Source organism: Streptomyces apricus (assembly GCF_008369065.1).
GTDB lineage: Bacteria > Actinomycetota > Actinomycetes > Streptomycetales > Streptomycetaceae > Streptomyces > Streptomyces apricus.
Map to the genome: position 1 here is coordinate 651614 of NZ_VDFC01000046.1, position 16406 is coordinate 668019.

The following is a 16406-nucleotide window of genomic DNA, read 5'->3' on the forward strand; positions in this document are numbered from 1 at the left end:
CGGGTACGGGACGGCGGGTGGGGCGGCACGGCGCGGTGCCGCCGGCAGAGGGCTGTCGGTACACCGACCACGATGGCGTCACGCGTCGCTCCCAAGGATCCCGGGCGCCCGGGCGGGCCGGGGGCCTGCCGTCAGGCGCCCGCGGCGCCGAGTTCGCGGACCGCTTCCGCGAACATGTCACCGCGCTGGTTGTAGTTGGTGAACATGTCCATGGAGGCACAGGCCGGCGCCAGGAGCACCGTGTCTCCGGCGCGGGCGAGCCGGGTCGCCTCCTGAACCGCCGCGGGCATCGTCCCAGTGTCGGTGCGGTCGAGGTCGACCACCGGTACCTCGGGGGCGTGTCGCGCGAGGGCTTCGCGGATGAGGGCCCGGTCCGCGCCGAGGAGTACGACACCGCGCAGCCGCTTCGCGGAGGCCGCGACGAGTTCGTCGAAGGTCGCGCCCTTGGCGAGGCCGCCGGCGATCCACACGATCGACTCGTACGCCGCCAACGAGGCCTGCGCGGCATGCGTGTTGGTGGCCTTGGAGTCGTCGACGTAGACGACGCCGTCCACGTCGGCGACGTGCTCGATGCGGTGGGCGTCGGGGCTGAAGGCCCGCAGTCCGTCGCGTACGGCCTTCGCGGGGACGCCGAAGGCGCGGGCCAGGGCGGCCGCCGCGAGGGCGTTGGCGATGTTGTGCGGGGCCGGCGGGCGCACGTCCGCGATCTCGGCGAGTTCCTGGGCCTGCTTGTGCCGGTCCTCGACGAAGGCGCGGTCGACCAGGATGCCGTCCACGACGCCGAGTTGGGAGGGCCCGGGGGTGCCGAGGGTGAAGCCGACGGCCCGGCAGCCCTCCTCGACGTCGGCCGCGCGCACCAGGTCCTCGGTGGCCTTGTCGGCCGCGTTGTAGACGCAGGCGACCCGGTTGCCCTCGTAGATCCGGCCCTTGTCGGCGGCGTACGCCTCCATGGAGCCGTGCCAGTCGAGGTGGTCGGGGGCGAGGTTCAGGACAGCGGCGGAGTGGGCGCGCAGGGAGGGCGCCCAGTGCAGCTGGTAGCTGGACAGCTCCACGGCGAGCACGTCGAGGTCGGCGTACTCCTCGTCGGTGCCGAGCACGACGTCGACGATCGGGGTGCCGATGTTGCCCACCGCGGCCGTGCGCAGGCCCGCGGCGGTCAGGATCGAGGCGAGCATCCGGGTCGTGGTGGTCTTGCCGTTGGTGCCCGTGACGGCCAGCCAGGGGGCTGCCTCGCGGCCGTCGTGGCCGCGCAGCCGCCAGGCGATCTCGACGTCGCCCACGACGTCCACGCCCGCTTCGGCGGCGGCGCGGAACAGCGGGCTGTCCGGCTTCCAGCCCGGCGAGGTGACGACCAGGCCGGTGCCCTCGGGCAGCGTCCCGGCGTCCCCGAGCCGTACCCGGATCCCCTGCTCTTCTAGGGGGACGGCCCGCTCGCGGTGGGCCGGGGAGTCGCCGCCGTCGACGACGGTGACCGACGCGCCGAGGCCGGCCAGGGCGCGGGCGGCGCTGATGCCGCTCACGCCGAGACCGGCGACGGTGATGTTCATGCCCTGCCAGGCGGACGGGGTCGTCACTTCTTGGCTGCCCATCCCGCGTAGAAGAGGCCGAGTCCGACGATGACGCACATGCCCTGGATGATCCAGAAGCGCACCACGACAAGGACCTCGGACCACCCCTTGAGTTCGAAGTGGTGCTGCAGCGGTGCCATGCGGAAGACGCGTTTGCCGGTGAGGCGGAACGAGCCGACCTGGATGACGACCGACATGGTGATGAGGACGAAGAGGCCGCCGAGCAGGGCGACCAGCAGCTCGGTGCGCGAGCAGATCGCGAGACCGGCCAGCGCGCCGCCGAGCGCCAGGGAACCGGTGTCCCCCATGAAGATCTTGGCGGGCGAGGTGTTCCACCACAGGAAGCCGAAGCAGGAGCCCATCAGGGCGGCGGCGACGACCGCGAGGTCGAGCGGATCCCTGACCTCGTAGCAGGCGCCGGGGTTGGTGAGGGTCTGCGCGTTGGCGCAGGACTCCTGGAACTGCCAGACGCCGATGAACGTGTAGGCGCCGAAGACCATCGTGGCGGCGCCGGTGGCCAGGCCGTCCAGGCCGTCCGTCAGGTTCACGCCGTTCGACATCGCGAGGATCATGAACAGCGCCCAGACCACGAACAGCACCGGACCGATGGACCAGCCGAAGTCCTGCACGAAGGAGAGCCGGGTGGAGGCCGGGGTGTTGTTGCGGTTGTCCGCGAACTGCAGCGCGAGGACCGCGAAGGCGATGCCGACGATCAGCTGGCCGGCCATCTTCGCCTTGGCCCGCAGACCGAGCGAGCGCCGCTTGACGATCTTGATGTAGTCGTCCAGGAAGCCGACCACGCCCATGCCCGTCATCAGGCCGAGCACCAGCAGTCCGGAGAACGTCGGGGGCTTGCCCGTGATCACCTTGCTGAGGAAGTACGCCACCAGCGTGGCCAGGATGAAGGCGATGCCACCCATGGTCGGCGTACCGCGCTTGGAGTGGTGCTCGCGCGGGCCGTCGTCACGGATGTACTGGCCGTAGCCCTTGCGGGCCAGCAGCTTGATCAGGAGGGGGGTGCCGACGAGAGTCAGGAAGAGGCCGATGACTCCCGCGAACAGGATCTGATTCATCATCGGACGGCGACCTCACCCTCGGCGCCCTCGACCAGTGCCTGCGCGACCCGTTCGAGACCGACCGACCGGGACGCCTTCACGAGTACGACGTCTCCCGGGCGCAACTGACTGCGCAACAGGTCGACCGCCGACTGTGCGTCGGACACGTGCACCGACTCCTCACCCCACGAACCCTCGTTATATGCGCCCAGTTGCAGCCAGGACGCTTCCCTGCCCCCGACCGCGACGAGCTTGCTGACGTTGAGCCGGACGGCGAGCCGTCCGACCGCGTCGTGCTCGGCGAGCGCCTCGTCCCCGAGCTCGGCCATCGGGCCGAGCACCGCCCAGGTCCGCCGCCCCTTGCCCATGGCCGCGAGCGCGCGCAGGGCGGCTCGCATGGACTCGGGGTTCGCGTTGTAGGCGTCGTTGACGATCGTCACGCCGTCCGGGCGCTCGGTGACCTCCATCCGCCAGCGGGAGAGGGTGCCCGCCTCGGAGAGCGCGGTGGCGATCTCGTCTGCGGACAGGCCCAGCTCATGGGCGACGGCGGCGGCGGCGAGCGCGTTCGACACGTGGTGCTCACCGTACAGGCGCATGGTCACTTCGCTGCACCCGGAGGGTGTGTGAAGCCTGAACGCGGGCTGTCCGCTCCCGGTGAGCCGTACGTTCTCGGCCCGTACGTCCGCTTCGTCGGACTCCCCGAAGAGGATCACGCGGGCTTTCGTGCGCGGGGCCATGGCGCGCACGAGGGGGTCGTCGGCGTTCAGGACGGCGACGCCGCCCTCCTCGGCCGGGGGCAGGCTCTCCACCAGCTCGCCCTTGGCCTGCGCGATCTGCTCGCGGCCGCCGAACTCGCCGATGTGGGCGCTGCCGACGTTGAGGACGAGACCGATCCTCGGGGGCGTCAGGTCCGCGAGGTAGCGGATGTGGCCGATCCCGCGGGCGCCCATCTCCAGGACGAGGAAACGGGTCTCCTCGGTGGCGCTGAGCGCGGTGAGCGGCAGTCCGATCTCGTTGTTGAGGGAGCCGGGGGTGAAGACGGTGGGCGCCTTGCTGCGGAGCACCTGGGCGATCAGGTCCTTGGTGCTGGTCTTGCCCGCGGAGCCGGTGAGGGCGACGAGGGTCGCGCCGAGCCGTTCCACCACGTGGCGGGCGAGGGCGCCCAGGGCCTTCTGGACGTCGTCCACGACGATCGCGGGGACACCGACGGGCCGGGTGCCCAGGACGGCCGCGGCACCGGCCGCGACGACGTCCGCGGCGAAGTCGTGGCCGTCCACGCGCTCGCCCGCGAAGGCGACGAAGAGGCTGCCCGGCTCCACCTCCCGGGAGTCCCTGACGACCTGTCCGGTGACCTGGACCGACGGATCCGGTATGTCGTACGTCTGCCCGCCGGTGACGGAGGCGATCTCGGCGAGGGAGAGGGCGATCACAAGTTCATCCCTGGGTCTTCTGGATAGCTGCGCGGAGCACCTGGCGGTCGTCGAAGGGACGGACCACCCCGGCGATGTCCTGGCCCTGTTCGTGGCCCTTGCCCGCGACCAGGACGGTGTCGCCCGGCCGGGCGCGGGCGACGGCGGCGGCGATCGCGGCGGCCCGGTCCTCGAAGACCTGGACCTCTCCGCGCTCGTGCGCGGGCACCTCGGCGGCGCCCGCGAGCATCGTGGCGAGGATGGCGAGGGGGTCCTCGCCGCGGGGGTTGTCGGAGGTGAGCACGGCGGTGTCGGCGAGGCGGGCGGCCGCGGCGCCCATCGGCATCCGCTTGGTGCGGTCCCGGTCGCCGCCGCAGCCGAGGACGATGTGCACCTTGCCCTCGGTGACCTTGCGCAGGGCCCGCAGGACGGACTCCACGGCGTCGGTCTTGTGCGCGTAGTCGACGACCGCGAGGTACGGCTGGCCGGCGTCCACGCGCTCCAGGCGGCCCGGCACGCCGGGAACGGCGGCGATGCCGTCGGCGGCGGTCTGCGGGTCGATCCCGGCGGCGGCGAGGGCGACGATCGCGGCGAGGGTGTTGGCCACGTTGAAGGGGCCCGCCAGCGGCGACCTGGCGGTGATCCGCTCGCCCTCGGGACCGACCGCGACGAAGGCGGAGTCCATCGGGCCGACCCGCACGTCCTCGGCGCGCCAGTCGGCGTCGGGGTGCCCCTCCGCGGAGAAGGTCACCACGGGGACGCCGGCCTCCTTGACGAGCCTGCGGCCGTATTCGTCGTCGAGGTTGACCACGCCGAGCCTGCTGCGCCCGGGCGTGAACAGCTGCGCCTTGGCCTGGAAGTAGTCCTCCATGTCCGAGTGGAACTCCATGTGTTCCGGACTCAGGTTGTTGAAGACCGCGATGTCGAAGACGCAGCCGTCGACGCGGCCGAGGACCAGGGCGTGGCTGGAGACCTCCATGGCGACCGCCTCGACGCCCCGCTCGCGCATGACCGCGAAGAGCGCCTGCAGGTCGGTGGCCTCGGGGGTGGTGCGCTCCGACTTGATGCGCTCGTCGCCGATGCGCATCTCCACGGTGCCGATGAGCCCGGTGCTGCGGACGCCCTTCAGACCGCCTTCGACGAGGTACGCCGTGGTGGTCTTGCCGGACGTGCCGGTGATGCCGATCTGGAGGAGGTCGCGGCCGGGGTGCCCGTAGATCGAGGCGGCCAGCTCGCCCATCCGCGCGCGCGGGTCGTCGACGACGAGCACCGGCAGGCCGGTGGCCCGGGCCCGGTCGGCCCCGCTCGGGTCGGTGAGCACGGCGACGGCGCCGAGGCCGGCCGCCTGCGTCACGAAGTCGGCGCCGTGCATCCGGGCGCCGGGCAGCGCGGCGTAGACGTCGCCCGGGCGCACCGCGCGGGAGTCGTGGGTGATGCCGGTGACCGCGGTGGTGCCCGCGGTGTCCGCCGGCTGGTCCGCACCCAGCTGACCGGCCAGCTCCGCGAGGGGTGTGGCGGAGTTCCGGACGGGTCGCGGCGGCCCCGGGTAGGTCACAGGGACGTCCTTCTGGGTGGTTTGGGACTGATCGGCGTGTGGCACGGCGGTGAGCGTACCGGGCACACCCCCGCCGGAGCGAAGCGAGGGGCGCGGCGGGGCCGGGGGCGAACCGTCGTCGCCGGAGTCGGGAGTGATCGTTTTCACGCGCTTGTTCCTGGTCGGTGTCGCGGGCGGTGATGAGACGCCGGTCGGGCCTGATCGGAGCCGGTCAGGGGGTGAAGGTGACGGGAAGTCTGGCGGCCGGGTTCCCGGTGGGCGGCACCTGGAGCGTCTTGAGCGCGAACTCCAGGACCTCCTTGTAGACGGGCCCGCAGATCTGGCCGCCGAAGTAGCTGCCCTCGGTGGCGTTCTGGATGGCGCAGTACACGGTGACGCGGGGGTTGTCCGCGGGCGCGAACCCGGCGAAGGACGAGGTGTACCCGTGGTAGCGGCCGGTGGCCGGATCCACGCGGTTGGCCGTGCCGGTCTTGCCCGCGACGCGGTAGCCGGGGATGCGCGCCTTGGTGCCGGTGCCCTCCTCGTCGTCCACGACGGACTCCAGCATCTGGGCGAGGGTCTTCGCGGTCTTCGCGCTGACCACCCTCGTCTTCTTGGGCGCGGGCGCCGGGGTGAAGCGTCCGTCGGCGCCCTTGGTGCCGCGCACGAGCGTCGGTTCGACGCGGACGCCGCCGTTGGCGATCGTCGAGTAGACCGAGGCCGCCTGCATCGCGTTGACGGACACGCCCTGGCCGAAGGGGATCGTGTACTGCTGGGAGGTCGACCACTGGTCGGCGGGGGCGAGGATGCCCTTCGTCTCGCCGGGCAGGCCGAGGCCCGTGTAGCCGCCGATGCCGAACTTGCGCAGGTAGGAGTGGAGGACCCGGTTGGCCTCCTGCTGCGTCTTGCCGAGCTGGCCGGTGGCCAGGATGGTGCCGATGTTGCTGGACTTGGCGAGGACGCCGTTGAGCGTCAGGTACCAGGTCGGGTGGTCGATGTCGTCGCGGAAGAGCCGGTCGCCGCGGTGCAGCCGGTTGGGCACGGTGACGTGCGTGGCGGGCGTGGCGACGCCCTCCTCCAGGACGGCGGCCATCGACATGACCTTGGCGGTGGAGCCCGGCTCGTAGGCGTCCTCCAGGCTCCAGTTGTGCAGGGCGTCGCCATCGGCCGCGGACAGGTCGTTCGGGTCGAAGCCGGGGGCGTTGGCCATCGCGAGGATCTCGCCGGTGCGGTTGTCCTGCACTATGACGTACCCGCGGTCCGCCTCGGACTTCTCGACCTGCCGGGCGATGGCGTTCTGCGCGGCCCACTGGATGTCGCGGTCGATCGTCAGCTCGACGTCGGAGCCGGCCACCGCGGGCTTCTCGGTGGAGCCGGCGGTCGGGACCTGCCGTCCGCCGGACTGGGCGTAGCGGATCTCGCCGTCCTTGCCGGACAGTTCGCCGTTGAGCTGCTGCTCGATGCCGCCGCCGCCCTTGCCGTCGGCGTTGACCCAGCCCAGTATCCCGGCGCCGAGCTCGCCGTTGGGGTAGATCCGCTTGCTGCTGGGCTCCTGGAGGACGCCCGCCAGGATGTTCGCGGGTCCGCCCCGGCCCGCCTTCTCGGCGAGGGCGCTCTTCAGGTCCTTGATCTGCGTCCAGACCTGCGGGGTCTGGCGGCGGGCGAGGACCACGTAGCGGGTGTTCTTCGTGCGCAGCTTGCGGGCGAGTTCGTCGGTGTCCTCGTCGAGGATCGGGCCGAGCAGGGCGGCGGCCTGTTCGGGGGCGTCGCCGGTCCTCGTCGCCTTGCGGGTGAACAGCGTGGGGTCCGCGGTGATGTCGTTGGCGTCCACGCTGATCGCCAGGTCGACGCCGTTGCGGTCGGTGATCCCGCCGCGCTCGGCGGCCAGGGTGCGGCTGAGGTACCGGTTCTTCTCGGCCTTGGCGGTGTACTCGCTCGCGTCGACCGCCTGCACCTGCAGCAGCCGTACGACGAAGGCGATGAGCACGAGGGCCAGGGCGAGGCTGACCAGGCGCAGCCGGGGGCGGGGGCTGCCGAGCCGGATGACGCGCGGGCCCCCGGCGCGCGGCGAGGCCGGGCGGGTCCGGGGGCGAGCGCCTCGGGCGGACGCAGCAGGCTCAGGGCGGACTGCTCGGCGGCCGGGCCGGGGACGCCGAGGACCGTGCCGTCGGGGTTGAGGAAGGCGGGGTCGCCCCCGGGCACCATGCCGAGTTCGAGCGCGCGGCGCTGGAGGGCGTCGGGGGCGGAGTAGGCGTCCACGTCCCGCTGGAGCGCCTGCTCCTCGTCGGTGAGGCTCTTGGTGTCCTTCTGGAGGTCGTCGAGCTGGAACGAGCCCTCGCTGAGCGCGGAGTTCAGCACCAGCAGCCCGATGAGACCGCCGCCGAGCAGGAGCACGACCAGCAGGACGAAGGGCGTGCGCGCGGCCTGTCCGGAGCCGGTCGGGAAGAGCCGCGCGAGCCGGGCCGCTCTCCCGCGCAGTTCGGGTTTGCTGTTCACCCACCCTCCAGGTGAGCTCGGGTCCGCGGCGTCCGGGGCCGGGGTGCGGCCCCGGGTGCCCGGCGGGTTCGGTCGTCCACCTCACGCACTCCCGCGCTCACTCGGCGTCCTCCCGGATGCGCTCGGCGCCGCGCAGCCGCGCGGGGGCGGCCCGCCGGTTCTCCGCGACCTCTTCCTCGGTGGGGAGTTCGGCACCCCGGGTGAGCAGCTTGAGCCGGGGCTGGTAGCGCTCGGGGACGACCGGCAGTCCCGGCGGGGCGGTGTTCGCGGCGCCCGCCGCGAACACCTGCTTCACCAGCCGGTCCTCCAGGGAGTGGTACGACAGCACGGCGATCCGGCCCCGGACGGCGAGCGCCTTCACCGCGGCGGGAACGGCCCGCTCCAGGACGGTCAGTTCGCCGTTCACCTCGATGCGCAGCGCCTGGAACGTCCGCTTGGCAGGGTTGCCGCCGGTGCGCTTGGCCGCCTGCGGCAGGGAGTCGCGGATCAGCTCGACCAGCCGCGCGCTGTCGGTGAAGGGCTCCTTGTCCCGCTCGCGCACGATCGCGGACACGATCCGCTTGGCCTGCTTCTCCTCGCCGTACGCCCGCAGGATCCTGACGAGTTCGCCGGGCGCGTAGGTGTTGAGCACCTCGGCCGCGCTGATGCCGGTCGTCTGGTCCATGCGCATGTCGAGCGGCGCGTCCTGGGCGTAGGCGAAGCCGCGGCCGGCCTCGTCGAGCTGCATGGAGGAGACGCCGAGGTCGAACAGGACGCCCTGGACGGCCGGGATGCCGAGGCGGTCGAGCACGTCGGGGAGCTCGTCGTAGACGGCGTGCACCAGGGTGGCCCGCTCGCCGAAGGGCGCGAGCCGCTCGCCGGAGAGGCGCAGGGCCTCCTTGTCGCGGTCCAGGGCGACCAGGCGCGCCTCGGGGAAGCGGCCGAGCAGGGCCTCGCTGTGCCCGCCCAGACCGAGGGTGCAGTCGACGACCACGGCTCCGGGGCGCTCCAGTGCGGGGGCCAGCAGGTCCAGGCACCGCTGGAGCATCACCGGGACATGTCGACTGTTGCTCAAGGGGCCCTCTCAGGTCCGGCGCGGCCGGTACGCACCACCGGGTCGCCGGGGCCTGTCGGGGGTGGCAGTCCAGCAGGGAGGGCGTCTCGCCTCCCGCTTCGCGTCACTTTAGTCCACGGTGTCACGCGGTCAATGAACCGGCCTGCGCGTCGCGCTTCCCCTCCGCGGCGGAGCGGCAAACCGACGACAAAAGACTGTGAACCACCCGTACGGGTACAATGGGCTCACCCTTGTGGGTTACCTCACAACAACGCTCATTGATGTTCTTTGTCCCCTCCCACAGCGAGCCCGAACGGCGCCCGGCCTTTACCGTCATGGGTATGACGACTTCCGCATCACTTCCCACCGGACCCGAAGACGCCATAGCCGCTCCCGGCAGCGTCACCGACCGCCTGGTCGAGGCCAACGAGCGGTACGCCGCCGCGTTCACCGATCCCGGCATGGACGCCCGGCCCGTGCTGCGCGTCGCGGTCGTGGCCTGCATGGACGCCCGCCTCGACCTGCACGACGCACTGGGCCTGGAGCTCGGCGACTGCCACACCATCCGCAACGCGGGCGGCGTCGTCACCGACGACGTGATCCGCTCCCTCACCATCAGCCAGCGCGCGCTCGGCACCCGCAGCGTCGTGCTCATCCACCACACCGGCTGCGGCCTGGAGTCCCTCACCGAGGAGTTCCGCCACGACCTGGAGATGGAGGTCGGGCAGCGTCCGGCCTGGGCGGTCGAGGCGTTCCGGGACGTCGACCAGGACGTGCGGCAGTCCATGCAGCGCGTGCGGACCTCGCCGTTCCTTCTGCACTCCGACGACGTACGTGGTTTCGTGTTCGACGTGAAGACGGGCCTGCTGCGTGAGATAGACCCCACCTGAGGCCGGATCGACCCGGCCAAAGACCGCAAGACCTGACATATCGCGGCCAGTTGTCCACAGGCGAGTGACACGAACCGGTAACGGCAACAAGAATGCGTCTGTGGCGTCGCGCGGAACTTTTCACGCGTGGCGTCCGTGTTCGGGGTGGGCCGGTCCGCATCGCAGAGCGTCGGCCCGGGGAAAGAACGGGCCGAGGAGGGCCGGGTGACGACCTATGACGATCGAGCGAGCCTCACAGATCTGACCGCCACTGTGGAGAGAGTCCGCAGTTCGGTGGAGGAAGTGATCGAGGGCAAGCCTGAGGTCGTACGGCTTTCGCTGACCGTGCTGCTCGCCGAGGGGCATCTTCTGATCGAGGATGTCCCCGGCGTCGGCAAGACCATGCTGGCCAAGGCACTGGCGCGGTCCATCGACTGCTCGGTGCGCCGTATCCAGTTCACGCCCGACCTGCTCCCCTCGGACATCACGGGTGTGTCCATCTGGGACCAGCAGAGCCGGGACTTCGAGTTCAAACCGGGCGCGATCTTCGCGCAGATCGTGATCGGCGACGAGATCAACCGCGCGTCGCCCAAGACGCAGTCGGCGCTCCTGGAGTCCATGGAGGAGCGCCAGGTCACCATCGACGGGCAGACCTACGAACTGCCCAGCCCCTTCATGGTGGTGGCCACGCAGAACCCGGTCGAGATGGAGGGCACCTACCCGCTGCCGGAGGCGCAGCGCGACCGCTTCATGGCCCGCGTCTCCATCGGCTACCCCAGCGCGGAGGCCGAGCTGCAGATGCTCGACATCCACGGCGGGGTCTCCCCGCTGGACGACCTCCAGCCGGTGGCGCACGCGCACGAGATCGTGAAGCTCATCGACGCGGTCCGCACGGTCCACGTCGCCGACCCGGTGCGCCGGTACGCGGTGGACCTGGTGGGCGCCACGCGCAACCACCCGGACCTGAGACTCGGCGCCTCGCCGCGCGCCACGCTGCACCTGCTGCGCGCCGCGAAGGCCTCCGCCGCCCTCAGCGGCCGGGACTACGCGCTGCCGGACGACGTCCAGGCCCTGGCCGTGGCGGTCCTGGCCCACCGGCTGCTGCCCMCCGCCCAGGCCCAGTTGAACCGCCGCACGGCGGAGCAGGTCGTCCTGGAGATCCTCCAGCGCACGGCGGTGCCGGCGCCGCCCCAGGCGCCGGGCGGTCCGGCGCCGGTCCGCAGCACGTCCTTCTTCGGCGATCCGCCGTCCCGGAGGCTGTGATGACGGCCGGGGGGATGCCCGCAGCGACGGCCGAGGAGGACAAGGGCGGACTGCGCACGGCTCTCGCCGGGCTCACCACGCGCGGGCGGTCGTTCCTGGCCGCCGGCATCGCGGCCGCCGTCTGCGCCTACGTCCTGGGGCAGAGCGACCTGCTCCGGGTCGGGCTGCTGCTGGCCGTGCTGCCGCTGGTCTGCGCGGCCGTGCTGTACCGCACGCGCTACCGGGTCGCCGGCAGCCGCCGCCTCACCCCCGGGCGGGTCCCGGCGGGCTCCGAGGCCCGCGTCCACCTGCGGATGGACAACGTCTCGCGGCTGCCCACCGGCCTGCTGATGCTCCAGGACCGGGTGCCGTACGTACTGGGGCCGCGGCCCCGCTTCGTGCTCGACCGGGTCGAGGCGGGCGGCCGGCGCGAGGTGTCGTACCGCGTGCGCTCGGACCTGCGCGGCCGCTATCCGCTGGGCCCGCTGCAGCTGCGGCTCAGCGACCCCTTCGGGATGTGCGAGCTGACCCGCTCCTTCTCCACGTACGACACCCTCACCGTCGTGCCGCGCGTGGAGCCGCTGCCGCCGGTGCGGCTGACCGGCGAGGCGAAGGGGTACGGCGACGGGCGGCAGCGCTCGCTCGCCCTGGCCGGCGAGGACGACGTGATCCCGCGCGGCTACCGCTACGGCGACGATCTGCGCCGGGTCCACTGGCGGCTGACCGCCCGGTACGGCGAGCTGATGGTGCGCCGCGAGGAGCAGCCCCAGCGGTCCCGCTGCACGGTGCTCCTGGACACCCGGGGCATCGCCTTCGACGGCGCGGGCCCCGACTCGGCCTTCGAGTGGGCCGTCTCCGGCGCCGCCTCCACGCTGGTGCACATGCTGGAACGGGGCTTCTCCGTACGGCTGCTGACCGACACCGGCACCTCGGTGCCGGGCGAGGGCGCCGACGGGTTCGCCGGGGCCGGCCAGGAGTCGGCGGACGCGGCGGGGCTGATGATGGACACCCTGGCGGTGATCGACCACTCCGACGGCACCGGCCTGTCACGGGCGTACGACGTGCTGCGCGGCGGGAACGAGGGACTGCTGGTCGCCTTCCTCGGCGACCTGGACGAGGAGCAGGCGACGGTGCTCGCCAAGATGCGCCAGCGCAGCGGCGGGGCGGTCGCCTTCCTGCTGGACAGCGGGGCATGGGTGCGGGGCGCCGCCGACGAACGACACGAGGAGCGGCTTCGGATGCTGCGTGAGGCGGGCTGGACCGCGCTGGCCGTCGCGCCGGGCGCCGGTCTCGGCGACCTGTGGCGGGGGGCGGGCCCGCCCGGGAGCAGGCCGTCGCCGGGCTGGTCCCCGGCCCCGACGCCTTCCGGTACTTCGGTGACCTGCTGCAGGCCGGCACGGACGACGTCGGGCGCTACTCCATCCCGGCGCCGCTCTCCGACGGCATCCGGCTGATGCTGGTCGGCGGCGTCGTGGTGGTCGGGCTCGCGGTGGACGCGCTCGCGGTGACCTTCCGCAGCGCGGCCCCCGCCGGGCTGCCGCTGCTCGCGCTGTACTCGGTCGCCGCCGGTCTCGCGGACGGCGCCGCCGGCTGGGTCTGGTTCCTGCTGGCCGCCGTCGGCTACCTGGTGCTGCTGCTCGCCGAGGGGCGCGACCGGCTCTCGCAGTGGGGCCGGGTCTTCGGCGGCGGGCCCCGCACACCGGGCGCGGGCCCCGCGGAGAGCGCCCTCGCGCCGGTCCGTACGGGCCGGCGCATCGGCGCCGTCGCGCTCGGCATCTCCCTGGTCGTGCCGCTCGCCCTGCCCGCGCTCGACGGCGGGCTGCTGGACGCGGCGGGGACCGGCGTCGGCTCGGGCTCCGGGGGCGGCGGCACGATCTCCGCGGTGAACCCGCTGGTCTCGCTGCGCGACAGCCTGAACGTGGACGAGGACCGCGAGGTCATGTCCTACCGCACCAACTCCGAGGAGACGCAGGACCTCTACCTGCGGATCGTCTCGCTCGACGAGTTCGACGGCACGGCCTGGAAACCGGCCAAGCGCCATGTCGAGGACGTACCCGAGTCGTTCCCGACGCCGCCCGGCCTCGGTGACGACGTGCGGCGCACCGAGATCCAGACACAGATCTCGGCCGCCAACTGGTACGCGCAGGACTGGCTGCCGATGCCCTACCCGGCCAGCCAGGTGGGCATCGACGGCAAGTGGCGGTTCGAGCCGGTGGGCCGCACGCTGGTCGGCGACCACGGGCAGACCACCCGCGGCAAGGAGTACACGGTCAGGAGCCTGATCGTGCAGCCGACCGCCGACCAGCTGGCGAACGCGCCCCAGGCACCCGAGGTGCTCAAGCGCGAGTTCACCAGGGTGCCCGGGTCGCTGCCGCCGGTGGTGGCCCGGACGGCCCGCGAGGTCACGGCGGACGCGGCCAACGACTACGAGCGCGCGGTGGCGCTGCAGGACTGGTTCGCCCTGGAGGGCGGCTTCACCTACGACACCGAGGTCCAGGTCGGCAGCGGGTCCCAGGCCATAGCGCGCTTCCTGCGGGACAAGGAGGGCTTCTGCGTCCACTTCTCCTTCGCGATGGCCTCCATGGCCCGCACGCTGGGCATACCGGCCCGGGTCGCGGTGGGCTTCACGCCCGGCTCGCCCCAGGCGAACGGCAGGACCTCGGTGGGCCTGCGGGACGCGCACGCGTGGCCCGAGCTGTACTTCGAGGGCGTGGGCTGGACCCGCTTCGAGCCGACGCCGAACCGCGGCACCGTTCCGGAGTACACCCGCACGGACACGCCCGGCACGACGGTCCCCGACCCGGACGTGCCCTCGCGGTCCTCGTCCACGGAGCCGTCCGCCGAACCGTCGAGCAGCGAGAGCTGCACGGCGGCGGAGAAGAAGCTGGAGCAGCCCTGCGGCAGCGAGTCCCCGCAGGCCGCGTTCGGGGTGACGGACGACGACCCGCCGTGGCGCTGGCTCCTGCTGCTGGTCCTGCCCGCGCTCGCCGTGCTGGCGGTGCCGCTGCTGCCGATGCTGTGGCGGCTGCGGGCCCGCTCGGTGCGCCTGGGCGGGCACGGCAGGACCGAGGAGGCGGCGGCCGCCGCCACGCTGGCGGCCTGGCAGGAACTGGGCGACACGGCGTGGGACTTCGGCATCGCGCCCGACGAGTCGCAGACGCCGCGCGGAGCGGCGGAGCGGATCGTCCGCGTCGGGCACCTCGATCCGCAGGCCGCGGCCTGCGTGCACCGGGTCGCCGACGCGGTGGAGCAGGTCCTGTACGCGCCGCGGCCGCGACCGGTGGCGGGCCTGGGCGACGACGTGCGCCGGGCGGCGGCGGGCCTGCGGTCCACCGCCGGCCGCGGTACGCGCCTGCGCGCACTGCTGGCGCCGCGCTCGGCCGTCCGGGTGGCGTGGGCGGTCTCCGACCGCTGGGCCACGCTGAGGTCACGTGCCGCGGCCCGCTGGACGGCGCTCGTACGCCGCCCGTCGGGCCAGGGCAGCGGAGGCTGAGCCGCACCGCCGGCTGAGCCGTGGGGGCGTCCATCCGGTCGGGTGGACGCCCCCACGGCTGTCGGGCCACGGGCACGGCGGCCCGTCGGAGCCTTCACCGGGCCGTCGGCGTGCAGCGGGCGGCCGACAGCGGGCAGCACAACCGTCGCCCGGGTACGCCGAAGGGGTGGCCACCTGGTGGTGGTCACCCCTTCGCGCGTGCGTCTGTCGGACGAGAGCCGCTGGGCTACTGGCCGCCCTGCTCGTCACGGCGCCGTTGCCAGCGCTGTTCGATGCGGTCCATCATGGAGCGCTTCTGCCGGCCCTGACCACGGGCCTGCGGAGCACCCGGCGCGCCCTGCGCGGGCTGCTCGCCCGGCTTGGGGGCCTTGCGCCAACCGGTGACGGCGAGCACCGCGCAGCCCAGCATGACGAGAAAACCCACCACGCTGACCCAGATCTGCTGTGCGACCATTCCGGCCATGAGGAGCGCGATACCTACGAGGAAGCCCGCGACCGCCTGGTAGACCCGTCGCCGGGTGTACGTACGCAGCCCGCTTCCCTCAAGCGCTGTCGCGAACTTGGGATCTTCGGCGTACAGCGCTCGCTCCATCTGCTCGAGCATTCGCTGCTCGTGCTCCGAGAGCGGCACGGCGTCCTCCTCATCGTGCAGTCGCCGGGGCGACCGGGGGTCCCCTTCAGGATAGGCAGGGAATCGCCCCCGTGAAACCCGCCCCTCTGCGCCAATTCGCCAACCGGAACCCGCCATGGTGATCGGATCCGCTGAGGCGTAGATTCCCCAGCGGCCGGCCCGTCATGCCGGACGGTCTCCCCCGATCATACGGCGCCGAGCGCCCGATCGGGGGGCCTGTGGCGTACTCCATCTGCCGCCGCGGCCCTGATCAGCGGTACGGCAGGGGAGGCGGCTCACCCCTCGCTCGCCCCACGCGCCTCACCCAGCACATGGAGCTGTGTGGCCACGGAGTGGAAGGCGGGGAGTTCGGCGGCCGCCGCCTCCAGTTCCAGCAGGGCGTCCAGGGCGCCCGGCTCGGTGTCGACGAGGACCCCGGGGACCAGGTCCGCGAAGACCCGTACGCCGTGCACGGAGCTGACCCCGAGGCCCGCGTCCTCCACCAGCGCGGTGAGCTGGTCGGCGGTGAAGCGGTGCGGGACGGGATCGCCCTCGCCCCAGCGGCCGTCCGGGTCGTCCAGGGCGTGGCGGGCCTCCGTGAAGTGCCCGGCGAGGGCCCGGGCGAGCACGGCGCCGCCGAGACCGGCGGCGAGGAGGCTGAGGACGCCTTCGGGGCGCAGCGCGCCGACCGCGTTGCGCAGGCCCTCGGCGGGGTCGTCCACGTACTCCAGCACGCCGTGGCACAGCACCGCGTCGTAGTGGCCGCGCTCGACGACGTCGAAGAGGCCGTGCGCGTCGCCCTGGACACCGCGGACCCGGTCGGCGACGTCGGCCTCGGCGGCCCGGCGCTCCAGCGCGAACAGCGCGTTCGGGCTGGGGTCCACGACGGTGACGCGGTGGCCGAGGCGGGCGACGGGCACCGCGAAGTTCCCGCTGCCGCCCCCGGTGTCGAGCACGTCCAGCGACTCCCGGCCGGTGGCCTTGACCCGGCGGTCCAGGGCGTCCTTGAGCACGTCCCAGACCACGGCGGTGCGCAGGGAGGCGCGGGGACGCGGAGGGTCGGAGCGCAGCGGCGCCTTCCGGGGGTGGGAGACGGG

General features: G+C 72.9%; 12 protein-coding genes. 4 read left to right on the top strand and 8 right to left on the bottom strand.

All coding sequences use genetic code 11. The features are described from left to right. Nucleotides 1-131 precede the first annotated feature (131 nt). The 6 genes from murD to rsmH form a co-directional block, all read right to left on the bottom strand. On the bottom strand, nucleotides 132-1589 hold the full coding sequence (gene murD / locus FGF04_RS23015) for a UDP-N-acetylmuramoyl-L-alanine--D-glutamate ligase (protein ID WP_149513185.1): 1458 nt from the start codon (nucleotides 1587-1589) through the stop codon (nucleotides 132-134). Then, nucleotides 1571-2644, bottom strand: coding sequence for a phospho-N-acetylmuramoyl-pentapeptide-transferase (mraY, locus tag FGF04_RS23020; RefSeq protein WP_149513186.1), 1074 nt, complete (start codon nucleotides 2642-2644; stop codon nucleotides 1571-1573). Before mraY ends, murD begins: the two co-directional genes overlap by 19 nt. Next, the gene (locus FGF04_RS23025) at nucleotides 2641-4053 is read right to left on the bottom strand and encodes a UDP-N-acetylmuramoyl-tripeptide--D-alanyl-D-alanine ligase (protein ID WP_149513187.1); all 1413 of its coding nucleotides are present in this window, start codon (nucleotides 4051-4053) and stop codon (nucleotides 2641-2643) included. Before FGF04_RS23025 ends, mraY begins: the two co-directional genes overlap by 4 nt. A 4-nt stretch (nucleotides 4054-4057) precedes the next feature. Then, nucleotides 4058-5734 carry a UDP-N-acetylmuramoyl-L-alanyl-D-glutamate--2,6-diaminopimelate ligase gene (locus tag FGF04_RS23030; protein WP_188114184.1) on the bottom strand — a complete coding sequence of 559 codons (1677 nt, stop codon included), beginning with the start codon at nucleotides 5732-5734 and terminating at the stop codon, nucleotides 4058-4060. Between the two features lie 64 nt (nucleotides 5735-5798). Continuing rightward, on the bottom strand, nucleotides 5799-7553 hold the full coding sequence (locus FGF04_RS23035) for a peptidoglycan D,D-transpeptidase FtsI family protein (protein WP_408055653.1): 1755 nt from the start codon (nucleotides 7551-7553) through the stop codon (nucleotides 5799-5801). 606 nt (nucleotides 7554-8159) lie between these two features. Next, nucleotides 8160-9116, bottom strand: a complete 957-nt coding sequence (rsmH, locus tag FGF04_RS23045; RefSeq protein ID WP_149513189.1) for a 16S rRNA (cytosine(1402)-N(4))-methyltransferase RsmH — start codon at nucleotides 9114-9116, stop codon at nucleotides 8160-8162. Nucleotides 9117-9436: 320 nt separating this feature from the next. On the opposite strand from rsmH, the gene FGF04_RS23050 reads away from it, so the two are divergent. The 4 genes from FGF04_RS23050 to FGF04_RS23065 all read left to right on the top strand — a co-directional run bounded on the left by FGF04_RS23050 (nucleotide 9437) and on the right by FGF04_RS23065 (nucleotide 14699). After that, nucleotides 9437-9985, top strand: a complete 549-nt coding sequence (locus tag FGF04_RS23050; RefSeq protein ID WP_149513190.1) for a beta-class carbonic anhydrase — start codon at nucleotides 9437-9439, stop codon at nucleotides 9983-9985. A 204-nt stretch (nucleotides 9986-10189) separates the two neighbouring features. Then, nucleotides 10190-11227: an AAA family ATPase gene (locus FGF04_RS23055; protein ID WP_235882445.1), complete on the top strand. Its 1038-nt coding sequence runs from the start codon at nucleotides 10190-10192 to the stop codon at nucleotides 11225-11227. Further along, nucleotides 11227-12660 carry a DUF58 domain-containing protein gene (locus tag FGF04_RS23060; protein ID WP_235882446.1) on the top strand — a complete coding sequence of 478 codons (1434 nt, stop codon included), beginning with the start codon at nucleotides 11227-11229 and terminating at the stop codon, nucleotides 12658-12660. The genes FGF04_RS23055 and FGF04_RS23060 overlap by 1 nt, the downstream gene beginning before the upstream one ends. Beyond that, complete coding sequence (locus FGF04_RS23065) at nucleotides 12549-14699, top strand: transglutaminase TgpA family protein (protein ID WP_235882508.1); 2151 nt, start codon at nucleotides 12549-12551, stop codon at nucleotides 14697-14699. The genes FGF04_RS23060 and FGF04_RS23065 overlap by 112 nt, the downstream gene beginning before the upstream one ends. 226 nt (nucleotides 14700-14925) lie before the next feature. Here FGF04_RS23065 and FGF04_RS23070 read toward each other — a convergent pair whose 3' ends face one another. Then, nucleotides 14926-15330 (bottom strand): DUF3040 domain-containing protein, encoded by a 405-nt coding sequence (locus FGF04_RS23070; RefSeq protein WP_149513192.1) that lies wholly within the window; start codon nucleotides 15328-15330, stop codon nucleotides 14926-14928. 275 nt (nucleotides 15331-15605) lie between these two features. Beyond that, nucleotides 15606-16379, bottom strand: a complete 774-nt coding sequence (locus FGF04_RS23075; RefSeq protein ID WP_149513788.1) for a class I SAM-dependent methyltransferase — start codon at nucleotides 16377-16379, stop codon at nucleotides 15606-15608. Nucleotides 16380-16406: the final 27 nt, after the last annotated feature.

Bases quoted from the DNA above. Each gene is read 5' to 3' on its own strand.
- FGF04_RS23060 (WP_235882446.1), top strand. From the start codon at position 11,227: ATGACGGCCGGGGGGATGCCCGCAGCGACGGCCGAGGAGGACAAGGGC.
- mraY (WP_149513186.1), bottom strand. From the start codon at position 2,644: ATGATGAATCAGATCCTGTTCGCGGGAGTCATCGGCCTCTTCCTGACT.
- FGF04_RS23050 (WP_149513190.1), top strand. From the start codon at position 9,437: ATGACGACTTCCGCATCACTTCCCACCGGACCCGAAGACGCCATAGCC.
- murD (WP_149513185.1), bottom strand. From the start codon at position 1,589: ATGGGCAGCCAAGAAGTGACGACCCCGTCCGCCTGGCAGGGCATGAAC.